Consider the following 12,676-nt stretch of genomic DNA (forward strand, 5'->3'; position numbering starts at 1 on the left):
ATGTAACTCTAGTCTTCACTCGTGGTAGAGAGTCCGACGACGGCAAAGGTTCCCGAAGAGTTCGCCCGAGCGGTGGACGCTGTTCGCGCTGCAGCCGTCCGGCCCGATCTGAGAGTCACGGAGATCCCCGCGCCGAGCAATCTCGCGCCGTTCGCCATCGCCCTCGCGGCCGACGTCTCACCGAGTCGCCACGATGCCGACTCGGACCTCGGTACGGGGCGGTTCGTCCTCCTCTACGACCCGGACGGCTCTGACGCCTGGGGTGGACGCTTCCGCGTCGTCTGCTTCGCCCAGGCCCCCCTGGAGACCGAGATCGGACTCGACCCGTTCCTTGCCGAGGTCGCCTGGTCCTGGCTCGTGGACGCCCTCGACACCCGCGGCGCCTCCTACCAGGCGGCGTCCGGCACCGCGACGAAGATCATCTCGAGTGGTTTCGGGGAGCTCGCCCGGCAGGGCGACGGCGCACAGATCGAGCTTCGAGCGTCGTGGACACCGCTGGAGAGCGACGTCGCGGCGCACGTGGAAGGATGGGGAGAGCTGCTGTGCATGCTCGCCGGCTTGCCTCCGACCACCGAAGGGGTCTCCCTGTTGTCCGTCAAACGAGCTCACCGTGAGTGACGCGGCGCCCGAATCAGCACCGCTCCTCCCCCCGCCCGCGCCCACCGCACCACGGGTCGTCACCGACACCCGCGAGGCCTACCTCGCCTCACTCGAGGTGCTCGCCGCGGGTCACGGACCGTTCGCGCTCGACGCCGAACGCGCGTCGGGTTACCGGTACTCCCAGCGCGCCTACCTCATCCAGGTCTACCGTCGCGGTGCCGGGGTCTTCCTCTACGACCCGCCCGCCATCGGCTCCATGGCCGAACTCGGCGCCCTGATCCAGGGTGAACGCTCGATCCTGCACGCGGCCAGCCAGGACCTCGCCTGTCTGCGCGAAGTGGGCATCGACCCGAGCGAGCTCTTCGACACCGAGCTGGGGGCCCGTCTGCTCGGGCTGCCGCGTGTCGGGCTCGGCGCAGTGGTCGAGGAACTGTTGGGCATCCATCTGGCGAAAGAGCACTCCGCCGCCGACTGGTCGACCCGCCCGCTCCCCGCCTCCTGGCTCGAATACGCGGCGCTCGACGTCGAGTTGCTCGTCGACGCCGCGGAGGAACTGGCCGCCCGCATCGAGGACGCCGGGAAGAGCGACATCGCGCGCCAGGAGTTCCAGGCGACGCTCGCCCGGGAGGCGAAGGCACCCCGCGCCGAGCCCTGGCGCCGCCTCTCCGGACTCCACGCCGTGCGCGGACAACGCAACCTCGCCGTCGCTCGCGAACTCTGGGTCGCGCGTGACGAACTCGCGCAGCGCCGCGACACCGCCCCCGGGCGGCTCATCCCCGACGCCTCGATCACCGCGGCCGCGAAGGCCAACCCCGGCTCGAAGCGCGACCTCGCAGCGCTCTCGGACTTCCGTGGGCGCGCGAGCCGCACCGAACTCGACCTCTGGTGGAACGCGATCCACACCGGCCAGACCACCGAGGACCTCCCCGGTGCCCGACCGGCGAGCGACACGCTGCCGCCCCCGCGCAGCTGGTCCGACAAGAACCCGGACGCGCACGCCAGGTACACCGCGGCACGGACGAAGATCCTCGCGACGGCGGAGTTCTTGACGATGCCGGTCGAGAACCTGCTCACGCCGGAGACGCTGCGCCGACTGGCCTGGACGCCGCCCGAACCGCTCACCGTCGAGACGGTCGCCGCGGCACTCGCCGAGCACGAGGCACGCCCCTGGCAGATCGACGCGACCGCCCGGGCGATCACCGACGCCTTTGTCGAGTCGGCCCAATCCCCGGTGGAGCCTGACCCGGACGCTTCGTAGGAAGCGCTGCACCCGGGTGTCCACCCGTGTCTGCCGCCTAGGATCGGGGCGTACCCCGAGAATGAGGAGGCAACGTGGCCGAACAAGCCGACGTCGTATTCGTTGATGGAGTCCGGACACCGTTCGGACGAGCCGGCGAAAAGGGCATGTACTGGAACACCCGGGCTGACGACCTGATCGTCAAGGCGATCATCGGACTGCTCGAACGTCATCCCGGGCTGCCGCTCGACCGCATCGACGAGGTCGCCATCGCGGCGACGACCCAGCAGGGCGACCAGGGGCTCACGCTCGGCCGCACCGCCGCGCTACTCGCCGGCCTCCCGAAGTCCGTCCCCGGATTCGCGATCGACCGCATGTGCGCCGGAGCGATGACCTCGGTCACGACGCTCGGCAGCGGCATCGCATTCGGTGCCTACGACCTCGTCCTCGCCGGTGGCGTCGAGCACATGGGGCGTCACCCCATGGGGCTGGACGCCGACCCGAACCCACGGTTCCTCGCCGAGCGCCTCGTCAGTGAGGACGCGCTGAACATGGGCAAGACGGCCGAGCGCATCCACGACCGGTTCCCGCAGCTCACGAAGGAACGCTCCGACCGCTTCGGCATGCGCAGCCAGCAGAAGGTCGCGGCCGCCTACGAGGCGGGACGGATCCAGCCCGACCTCGTCCCGGTCGCGCTCCGGAGCGACAGCGGATGGGGACTCGCCACCGGCGACGAAGGGCTCCGGCCCGAGACCACGATGGAGGGGCTCGCCGGACTGAAGACGCCGTTCCGGCCCCACGGCCGTGTCACCGCAGGCAACGCCTCGCCGCTGACCGACGGCGCCACGGTGAGTCTGCTCGCCAGCGCCTCGACGGCGAAGGAGCTCGGTCTCACGCCGAAGATGCGCCTCGTCAGCTTCGCGTTCGCGGGCGTCGAGCCCGAGATCATGGGCATCGGTCCCGTCCCCTCCACGGAGAAGGCGCTGCGGAAGGCCGGTCTGTCGATCGAGGACATCGGTCTGTTCGAACTGAACGAGGCCTTCGCCGTGCAGGTGCTCTCCTTCCTCGACCACTTCGGCATCGACGACGAGGACCCGCGGGTGAACCCGTGGGGTGGCGCGATCGCGGTCGGGCACCCGCTCGCAGCCTCCGGCGTCCGACTCATGATCCAGCTCGCGGCGCAGTTCGCCGAGCACCCCGAGGTGCGCTACGGCCTCACGGCGATGTGCGTCGGCCTCGGCCAGGGCGGCACCGTGATCTGGGAGAACCCGTACTTCACCGGCAAGAAGGGACGCAAGTAGATGACCGACTACACGACCATCGACTTCTCGGAGCTCGTCGCGATCAGCGGCGACGACGAGGTCGTGACGCGCTCCTTCGTCAATGACGTCACCACGGCGAGCGGGCGCACGATCGCGCTCATCACCCTCGACAACGGACGCGACCACACGAGGCCGAACACCCTCGGCCCGGTCACGCTGCTCGAGCTCGACGGCGTCCTCGAGGCGCAACGGACCCGTGCCGCGTCCGGCGAGATCGACGGTGTCGCCATCACGGGCAAGCCGTTCATCCTGGCGGCCGGCGCCGACCTGAGCAAGGTCGGCGACATCCCCTCCCGTGAGGTCGCGACCAAGCTCGCGCAGCTCGGCCACCATGTCTTCGGCAAGCTCGAGGACCTCGGCGTTCCGACCTTCGTCTTCATCAACGGACTCGCGCTCGGTGGCGGACTCGAGATCGGTCTCAACGCGAACTACCGGACCGTCGACGCCTCGGCGCCCGCGATCGCGCTCCCCGAGGTGTTCCTCGGACTCATCCCGGGCTGGGGCGGCGCCTACCTGCTCCCGAACCTGATCGGCATCGAGAACGCGCTCAACGTCGTCATCTCCAACCCGCTCAAGAACAACCGGATGCTCAAGGCGCAGGACGCGCTCGCCTACGGCATCGCGGACGTCATGTTCCCGTCCGCCAACTTCCTCGAGGACTCCTTGCGTTGGGCCGACGGGGTGCTCGGTGGCACGGTGACCGTGCAGCGCAAGAACGTGCCGGGCAAGGTGGAGCGGACGATCAAATGGCCGCTCGCCATCAGCACCGCCCGCAAGATGCTCGAGAGCAAGATCGGCACGGTCGCCAAGTCGCCCTACGCAGCCCTCGACCTGCTCGAGGCCGCCCGCAGCGGCACGAAGGCACAGGGGTTCGAGCGAGAGGACCGGGCGCTGTCCGAGCTCATCGTCGGCGACCAGTTCCAGGCGAGCATGTACGCGTTCGACCTCGTGCAGAAGCGCGCCAAACGCCCTGCAGGAGCGCCCGACAAGCAGCTCGCCCGACGGGTCACGAAGGTCGGCATCATCGGTGCCGGGCTCATGGCGAGCCAGTTCGCGCTGCTCTTCCTCCGGAGACTCCAGGTGCCGGTGGTCATCACCGACCTCGACCAGGGCCACGTCGACGCCGGCGTCGCCCGGATCCACGGCGAGATCGACACCCTCCGCGGGAAGGGCCGCATCTCCCCCGACGAGTCGAACCGCCTGAAGGCGCTCCTGTCCGGCACCACGGACAAGGCCGATTTCGCGGACTGCGACTGGGTCATCGAGGCCGTCTTCGAAGAGGTCGGCGTCAAGCAGAGCGTCTTCGCCGAGGTGGAGCAGTACGTCTCGGAGCAGGCGGTCCTCGCGACGAACACCTCCTCGCTCTCCGTCGAGGAGATCGGCGCGAAGCTCGCGCACCCCGAGCGGCTCGTCGGCTTCCACTTCTTCAACCCGGTCGCCGTCATGCCGTTGCTCGAGGTCGTCCGTACACCCCAGACGGACGACGAGACGCTCGCGACGGCCTTCGCCACCGCGGCGAAGCTGAAGAAGAGCGCCATCCTCACCGCCGACGCTCCCGGCTTCATCGTCAACCGGCTCCTGGCGAAGGTCATGGGTGAGGCGGCGCACGCCCTGGATGCCGGCACGCCGCTGCTGACGGTCGAACGTGCCTTCGCGCCCATCGGCCTGCCGATGACGCCCTTCCAGCTCATCGACCTCGTCGGTTGGAAGGTCGCCGCGCACGTGCAGGACACGATGGTCGGGAAGTTCCCCGACCGGTTCTTCGCGTCGGAGAACCTCCACCGGCTCGCCGGCCTGGACTCGGTGGTCGAAAAGGACAAGGGCGGCAAGGTGACCGGCTTCACGAAGCAGGCCCAGAAGGTGCTCGTCACGGGCGACAGCCCGCTCACCGAAGACGAGATCCTGCGACGGGTCGAGGACGGCCTCGCCTCGGAGATCAAGCTCATGTTGGACGAGGGCGTCGTCTCAGCCGCCCAGGACATCGACCTCGGGCTCATCCTCGGTGCGGGTTGGCCGTTCCAGGACGGCGGAGCGACGCCGTACCTGGACCGCGTCGGTGCGAGCGAGCGTGCGTTCGGCGACACCTTCCACCACCCGCCCATCCGGGGCGTCCAGGCGTAGTCCGCGCGGTGTCGCGAGAGCGGGGTGTCCTCCACCATCGGTGGACGGCACCCCGCTCTCGTGGTTGAGCCTCGAGCGACGCCGGCCCTCAGCGCATGCCGGAGCTCAGCGGTTGACGGTGCTCATGTCCGGATACCGGTCACCGGCAGGGAGACGGAGTGCGTCGAGTCGAGCGAGCGCGTCGGTCGACAGGGAGAGCTCATCGGCGCCGAGGTTCTCCTCGAGGTACGGGATCCGCTTCGTGCCGGGGATCGGTGCGATGTCGTCACCCTGGGCCAGCAACCAGGCGAGCGCCACCTGAGCCGGTGTCGCATCGAGCGACGCGGCGATCCGGTCGACCTCCTCGACGATCGCGATGTTCGCAGCGAGGTTGTCCCCCGTGAAGCGCGGGTTGGCGCGACGGAAGTCGGTCTCGTCGAGCTCGTCGAGCGATCGGATCGTGCCGGTGAGGAACCCACGACCGAGCGGCGAGTACGGGACGAAACCGATGCCCAACTCACGGACGGTCGGCAGGATCTCCGCCTCGGGGTCGCGGCTCCAGAGCGAGTACTCCGTCTGCAGAGCCGTGATCGGGTGCACGGCGTGCGCACGCCGGATCGTGTCCGGAGCCGCCTCCGACAGACCGATGTACCGGATCTTGCCCTCGGTGACGAGCTCCGAGAGGGCACCCACCGTCTCCTCGATGGGCACGCCCGGATCCACGCGGTGGAGGTAGTAGAGGTCCACGACGTCGGTCCCGAGCCGGCGCAGCGATCCCTCGATCGACAGGCGCACGTTCGCGGCGCTGCCATCGGCGCCGAACTGTCCGTCACTGGAATTGCGGATCGTCCCGAACTTGGTCGCGAGGGTCACCTCGTCCCGGCGTGACCCGAGTGCAGCTCCGAGCAGTTCCTCGTTGAGGTAGGGTCCGTACATCTCCGCGGTGTCGAAGAAGGTGACGCCGAGGTCCAGGGCACGGTGGATCGTCGCGGTCGACGCCGCATCGTCGAGGGCGGCACCGGTGTAGAACGCCGACATCCCCATGCAGCCGAGGCCGATCCGGGCGATGTCTGGTCCGGCTGTGCCGAGTGTGATGTGCTTCATCGTGTTGCCACCTGTTCTGTGTAGAGTTCGATCTTGCGATCGATGACCTCCAGCGACTGCTGCATCTCCTCGAGGCGGGCCAGGAACGAGATCCGATGCCGCAGCAGCAGCTCGAGCCTCGCCTCGGCGGTGTCGTCACCGCGCTGAGCCAACACCGTGTACTCGCGGAGCGTCGCGATCGGCATGCCCGTCGATCGGAGCCTCGTCAGGAACACGACCCAGGACACGTCGCCCTCGCTGTAGCGGCGGTGCGTCGATGAGCTGCGGCCGATCGGACGTGGCATGAGCCCTGCGCGCTCGTAGTACCGGAGCGTGTGGACGCTCAGTCCGGTCTGTTCGGCGACGTCGGAGATGGCGTAGCCCTCGTGGAGAGTGGTCATGTCCACACGATACGACTTCGAGTGCACTCGAAGTCAAGCGCGCCACAGCCCGCGGTCAGGCGCCGTGCGGCCTCGTCGTGCTCCGCTCCGAAGACGTGTCCTGCTCGACGCGGTCGTCAGGCAGTGGGCGGGCCACGGGGATCCGGCTGCCGAGGACCTGTGCCACGACGTCGCGGGCGATCTGCTGCGCCGTGAGGCCCGCATCCTCGAGGATCTGCTCGCGGGACGCGTGGTCGATGAACTCGTCCGGCACGCCGAGCTCGTCGACGGCCGTGTCGACGCCGGCCTCGCGGAGGGTCTGCCTGATGCGGGTGCCGATACCTCCGACGCGGATGCCGTCCTCGATGGTGATCACGAGCCGATGCGCCGCGGCGAGCTCGACAAGCGATTCGGCGACGGGGACCACCCAGCGGGGGTCGACGACGGTCGCGCCGATGCCCTGCTGGGCGAGTCGGTCCGCCACGTCGATCGCGATGGGCGCCATCGGGCCGACGGCGACGATGAGGACGTCCGGCTGCTCGGTCGTCCGGAGGACGTCGACACCGTCGTGGAGACGCTCGACGGCCGGGAGCTCGGCGGGGGCGCTGCCCTTCGGGAACCGGATGACGGTCGGGGCGTCGTCGATCGACACGGCTTCGCGCAGTTCCTCGCGCAGCCGCTCGCCATCACGCGGTGCCGCAATCCGGATACCCGGGACGACCTGCAGGATCGCGAGGTCCCAGATGCCGTGGTGGCTCGGTCCGTCGGGGCCGGTCACCCCGGCGCGGTCGAGGACGACCGTGACCCCCGCACGGTGCAGCGCGACGTCCATGAGCAGTTGGTCGAAGGCACGGTTCACGAACGTCGCGTACACGGCCACCACCGGGTGCAGTCCACCGAAGGCGAGCCCGGCCGCCGAGGTGAAGGCGTGCTGCTCGGCGATACCGACGTCGTGCACGCGCTCGGGGAAGCGTTCGGCGAAGGCGTGGAGCCCGACCGGTCGCAGCATGGCGGCCGTGATGGCCACGACGCGGTCGTCGGCCTCGGCCACCGCGAGCATCTCCTCGCTGAACACGGCCGTCCAGGACGGGCGGGCGGCAGCCCCGACGGGCTCCCCGGTCTCGGGGTCGATCACCCCGACGGCATGGAACTGATCGGCGTCGTCGTCCCGTGCGGGCTGGAACCCACGGCCCTTCTCGGTGATCGCGTGGACGATCACCGGTGCGCCGTAGTGCTTCGCCTGGGTCAGGGCCTCCTCCATCGCGTGGATGTCGTGTCCGTCGACCGGCCCGATGTACTTGATGTCGAGGTTGGAGTAGAGCGCCTCGTTGTTCGTGAGGCGGGACAGGAACCCGTGGGCACCTCCGCGGACGCCCCGATAGAGCGCGCGTCCCGGACCGCCGAGGAGGTTGAAGGCCCGCTGGCTGCGCTCGCGCAGGTCGCGATAGCTCCGGCGGGTCCGCACACCGCTCAGGAACCGCGCCATACCGCCGATGGTCGGCGCGTAGGACCGGCCGTTGTCGTTGACGATGATGACGAGCCGGCGGGTGTTGTCATCGCTGATGTTGTTGAGCGCCTCCCACGTCATGCCGCCCGTCAGCGCGCCGTCGCCGACGACCGCCACCACATGGCGCTCGTCCTGCCCGGTCATCTGGAAGGCGCGGGAGATACCGTCCGCCCAGCTGAGCGAGCTCGACGCGTGCGAGCTCTCGACGATGTCGTGCTCGGATTCGGAACGCTGCGGGTAGCCGGCGAGGCCGCCCCGGGTCCGGAGCCCGGAGAACTCCTGACGGCCGGTCAGGAGTTTGTGGACGTAAGACTGGTGACCGGTGTCGAACACCATCGGGTCCGTCGGGGAGTCGAACACCCGGTGCATCGCGATCGTGAGCTCGACGACGCCGAGGTTCGGACCGAGGTGTCCGCCGGTCTTGGAGACGTTCGCGATGAGGAAGGCGCGGATGTCGCCGGCGAGTTCGACGAGTTCCGCCTCGGAGAGGCCGTCGAGGTCCCGGGGTCCGTTCACCTGATCGAGCACTGTCACGCTGTCGTCCCTCCACCGTGGGCCGACCGATCGCTCGGAGCCCGTCTTTCGAGTGTACGCGTCGTGGCCGGGGTGGGCGGCGAACGCCGCAGGCCGGCCCCGACGGTTGCTGTCGGGACCGGCCTGGTGGTAGAGCCTCGTCGTCAGACGAGGCTGCGGAGCACGTACTGCAGGATGCCTCCGTTGCGGTAGTAGTCGGCTTCGCCTGGCGTGTCGATGCGGACGACCGCGTCGAACTCGACCGGCTCCTTGCCGGGGGCCGAGTGCTCGCTCGGGACGGCGCTCACGCGGACCGTCTTCGGCGTGGTGCCGTTGTTGAGCTCCTCGAGACCGGCGATCGACACGATCTCCGTGCCGTCGAGTCCGAGGGAGGCCCAGCTCTCGCCTTCCGGGAACTGCAGCGGGACGACGCCCATGCCGATGAGGTTCGAGCGGTGGATGCGCTCGAAGCTCTCGGTGATGACCGCCTTGACACCGAGGAGGCTCGTGCCCTTGGCCGCCCAGTCGCGGGAGGAACCGGAGCCGTACTCTTTGCCACCGAAGATGACGAGGGGCGTGCCCTCGGCCTGGTAGTTCTGCGACGCGTCGTAGATGAAGGACTGCGGTGCATCGGGCTGCGTGAAGTCGCGGGTGTAGCCGCCCTCCACGCCGTCGAGCAGCTGGTTCTTCAGGCGGATGTTCGCGAACGTGCCGCGGATCATGACCTCGTGGTTGCCGCGGCGCGAGCCGTAGGAGTTGTAGTCCTTCCGACCGACGCCGTGCTCGTCGAGGTACCGGCCTGCGGGCGAGTCGGCCTTGATGTTGCCGGCCGGGCTGATGTGGTCGGTCGTGACCGAGTCGCCGAGCTTCGCGAGGACGCGGGCACCGACGATGTCGGAGACGGGGGTCGTCTCCATGGTCATGCCGTCGAAGTACGGGGGCTTCCGCACGTACGTCGACTCCTCGTCCCACTCGAAGGTCGAGCCCTCGGGGGTCTGGAGCGAACGCCAGCGCTCGTCGCCGTCGAAGACGCCGCTGTACTCGTGGTCGAACATCTCCTTGTTGATGGAGGTGTCGATCGTGTCCTGGACCTCTGCCGCGTCGGGCCAGATGTCCTTCAGGAAGATGTCGTTGCCGTCGGCGTCGACACCCAGGGCGTCGACCTCGAAGTCGAAGTTCATCGACCCCGCGAGGGCGTAGGCGATGACGAGCGGCGGGCTCGCCAGGTAGTTCATCTTGACGTCCGGGTTGATCCGGCCCTCGAAGTTGCGGTTGCCCGAGAGGACGGCGGTGACGGCGAGGTCGTTGTCCTGGACGGCGGTCGAGATCTCGTCGAGCAGCGGACCGGAGTTGCCGATGCAGGTCGTGCAGCCGTAGCCGACCGTGTAGAAGCCGAGGTCCTCGAGGTACTCGGTGAGACCGGCCTTCGCGTAGTAGTCGGTGACGACCTTGGAACCCGGAGCGAGCGTGGTCTTGACCCACGGCTTCGCCTTCAGGCCCTTCTTGCTGGCGTTCCGGGCGAGGAGGCCTGCGGCCAGCATGACCGACGGGTTCGAGGTGTTGGTGCACGAGGTGATCGCGGCGATCGCGACGGCGCCGTGGTCGAGGGTGAAGTCGACCCCGTTCTCCTCGAGGGTGACCTGGGTCGGCTTCGAGAGGGACGCCGGAGCGTGGCTGCGGTGCGTGTGGTGGTGGTGGTTGTTCTCGTCCTCGTCCTGCGGCGTGGTGCCGGCCGGGTCGGAGGCGGGGAAGGAACCGGCGCCGACGAGGTCGACGATGTCGTGCTCGACCGTCGCGTAGTCGACGAGGTCGCGCTCGAACTGGGCCTTCGCGTCCGTCAGCTCGATGCGGTCCTGCGGACGCTTCGGGCCGGCGATCGACGGGACGACGGTGGCGAGGTCGAGCTCGAGGTACTCGCTGAAGACCGGCTCCTGGTCGGCGTCGTGCCACAGCTTCTGTGTCTTGGCGTAGGCCTCGACCAGTGCGATCTGCTCGTCGCTGCGACCGGTGAGGCGCAGGTAGTCGAGCGTGACGTCGTCGATCGGGAACATCGCGGCCGTCGAGCCGAACTCGGGGCTCATGTTGCCGATGGTGGCGCGGTTCGCGAGCGGCACCTCGGCGACGCCTGCTCCGTAGAATTCGACGAACTTGCCGACGACGCCGTGCTTGCGGAGCATCTGGGTGATGGTGAGGACGACGTCCGTCGCGGTGACGCCCGTCGGGATGGAGCCGTTCAGCTTGAAGCCGACGACCTTCGGGATGAGCATCGACACGGGCTGGCCGAGCATGGCGGCCTCGGCCTCGATACCGCCGACGCCCCAGCCGAGCACACCCAGGCCGTTGACCATGGTCGTGTGCGAGTCGGTGCCGACACAGGTGTCGGGGTAGGCGCGCAGGACGCCGCCGACCTCGCGCGTCATGGTGACGCGGGCGAGGTACTCGATGTTGACCTGGTGCACGATGCCGGTTCCCGGCGGGACGACCTTGAAGTCGTCGAACGCCGTCTGGCCCCAGCGGAGGAACTGGTACCGCTCGCCGTTGCGCTCGTACTCGAGCTCGACGTTGCGCTCGAGCGCGTTCTCGCTGCCGAAGAGGTCGGCGATGACCGAGTGGTCGATGACCATCTCGGCCGGGGCGAGCGGGTTGATCTTGTCGGCGGAGCCGCCGAGTGCCTCGACCGCTTCGCGCATGGTGGCGAGGTCGACGATGCACGGCACGCCGGTGAAGTCCTGCATGACGACACGAGCCGGGGTGAACTGGATCTCGGTGTCGGGGTCCGCGGTCGGAACCCAGTCGCCGATCGCGCGGATGTGCGCCTCGGTGATGTTGGCACCGTCCTCGGTGCGCAGCAGGTTCTCGAGGAGCACCTTGAGGCTGAACGGCAGCTTCTCGTGACCCTCCACCGTGTCGATGCGATAGATCTCGTAGTCGGTCGTCCCGACAGTCAGGGTGTCTTTCGCCCCGAAGCTGTTCACGGTGGACATATCGTCTTCTCCTTCGTTGGCGGCGGCGAGTGCTCACTCACGTGCGTTCCGACCAATCTTGCTGCTGGCGGGTGCTCCGCGGCTAGCAAGGCTTGCCTAACTACAGGCTGGGGCGCGTCGTGTCATCTCGGCATCGCTCATCTATCTTGATGTCGAGACAATTCTAGCATCGAGGATCGGGTCCTCCCGACATGACGAGAGCCCGGCCCGAGACACGCTGACGCGTCGGGCCGGGCTCTCGGCGGATCACTCGGTGGATGCCTGCGGCGCCTTCGGGAACACGGCGCGGACGACGAGCCAGCTGAGGACGAGCAGTGGTGCGTAGAGCGGGATGCCCATGAGGAGCCGCAGCGTCCCGAGGAGTTCGACGTTCCCACTGAAATAGAGGGGCAGCTGCACGAGGAGTCGTGCGGCGAACATGGCCACCCACACCAGCGTGAGCCACCGCATGGCGCGTCGTTGTCCGGGGTGGGAGCGCCAGCTCGTGCCGCTGCCCATGAGGTAGCCGGCCACGAGTCCGACGACGGGCCACCCGACGAGCACCGAGACGAGGAGGGCCACGGCGTAGGCGCCGTTGGTCCAGAACCCGACGACGTAGAAGTCCTCAGCGCGCCCGGACAGCAGGGCAAGGGCTGCTGAGAGTGCGATGCCGAGGAGGCCGCCGACGGCCTGTGTCACCGGCTGCCGCTGCACGAGGCGTGCAATGGAGAAGAGGACCCCGAGTGCGACCGGAGCGATGATCGACGGGAGCAGGTCGAGGGTCAGCGTGTAGACGACGAGGAACAGGAGTCCGGGCAGGATCGCCTCGACGATGCCGCGCACGCCGCCCATGGCGAGCAGCAACGCCTTGCCGGTGGGGGCGTCGCCCTCGGCCATCGCGCCCAGACCGGACTTGCGTGCGGCGGCACCGAACGCCGCGGACATCGATTCACCGAGCCTCTGTCGATCCG

The 12,676-nt window shown here is 68.7% G+C and carries 9 protein-coding genes; 4 read left to right on the forward strand and 5 right to left on the reverse strand.

Translation table 11 applies throughout. The features are described 5' to 3' along the window. Nucleotides 1–21: 21 nt before the first annotated feature. From ACQ3HE_RS01660 to ACQ3HE_RS01675, 4 genes are all read left to right on the forward strand, one after another. Nucleotides 22–618 carry a DUF3000 domain-containing protein gene (locus ACQ3HE_RS01660; protein WP_079002473.1) on the forward strand — a complete coding sequence of 199 codons (597 nt, stop codon included), beginning with the start codon at nucleotides 22–24 and terminating at the stop codon, nucleotides 616–618. Continuing rightward, on the forward strand, nucleotides 611–1,858 hold the full coding sequence (locus ACQ3HE_RS01665; RefSeq protein ID WP_159878737.1) for an HRDC domain-containing protein: 1,248 nt from the start codon (nucleotides 611–613) through the stop codon (nucleotides 1,856–1,858). Before ACQ3HE_RS01660 ends, ACQ3HE_RS01665 begins: the two co-directional genes overlap by 8 nt. A 74-nt stretch (nucleotides 1,859–1,932) precedes the next feature. Next, nucleotides 1,933–3,138: a thiolase family protein gene (locus tag ACQ3HE_RS01670; RefSeq protein ID WP_064293790.1), complete on the forward strand. Its 1,206-nt coding sequence runs from the start codon at nucleotides 1,933–1,935 to the stop codon at nucleotides 3,136–3,138. Beyond that, on the forward strand, nucleotides 3,139–5,280 hold the full coding sequence (locus ACQ3HE_RS01675) for a 3-hydroxyacyl-CoA dehydrogenase NAD-binding domain-containing protein (protein ID WP_430891003.1): 2,142 nt from the start codon (nucleotides 3,139–3,141) through the stop codon (nucleotides 5,278–5,280). Nucleotides 5,281–5,385: 105 nt separating this feature from the next. Here the strand turns inward: ACQ3HE_RS01675 and ACQ3HE_RS01680 are convergent, their stop codons facing one another. The 5 genes from ACQ3HE_RS01680 to ACQ3HE_RS01700 all read right to left on the reverse strand — a co-directional run bounded on the left by ACQ3HE_RS01680 (nucleotide 5,386) and on the right by ACQ3HE_RS01700 (nucleotide 12,650). Then, nucleotides 5,386–6,363: an aldo/keto reductase gene (locus tag ACQ3HE_RS01680; protein WP_430891005.1), complete on the reverse strand. Its 978-nt coding sequence runs from the start codon at nucleotides 6,361–6,363 to the stop codon at nucleotides 5,386–5,388. Continuing rightward, nucleotides 6,360–6,743: a MerR family transcriptional regulator gene (locus tag ACQ3HE_RS01685; protein WP_191941081.1), complete on the reverse strand. Its 384-nt coding sequence runs from the start codon at nucleotides 6,741–6,743 to the stop codon at nucleotides 6,360–6,362. The genes ACQ3HE_RS01680 and ACQ3HE_RS01685 overlap by 4 nt, the downstream gene beginning before the upstream one ends. 55 nt (nucleotides 6,744–6,798) lie before the next feature. Further along, the gene (gene dxs, locus ACQ3HE_RS01690; protein WP_064293787.1) at nucleotides 6,799–8,763 is read right to left on the reverse strand and encodes a 1-deoxy-D-xylulose-5-phosphate synthase; all 1,965 of its coding nucleotides are present in this window, start codon (nucleotides 8,761–8,763) and stop codon (nucleotides 6,799–6,801) included. Between the two features lie 143 nt (nucleotides 8,764–8,906). Continuing rightward, complete coding sequence (locus ACQ3HE_RS01695) at nucleotides 8,907–11,726, reverse strand: aconitate hydratase (RefSeq protein WP_430891007.1); 2,820 nt, start codon at nucleotides 11,724–11,726, stop codon at nucleotides 8,907–8,909. A 246-nt stretch (nucleotides 11,727–11,972) separates the two neighbouring features. After that, the gene (locus ACQ3HE_RS01700; protein WP_192004936.1) at nucleotides 11,973–12,650 is read right to left on the reverse strand and encodes a DUF3159 domain-containing protein; all 678 of its coding nucleotides are present in this window, start codon (nucleotides 12,648–12,650) and stop codon (nucleotides 11,973–11,975) included. Between the last annotated feature and the right edge of the window lie 26 nt (nucleotides 12,651–12,676).

It is taken from the genome of Plantibacter auratus (assembly GCF_050587365.1).
GTDB classification, from domain to species: Bacteria; Actinomycetota; Actinomycetes; order Actinomycetales; family Microbacteriaceae; genus Plantibacter; species Plantibacter auratus.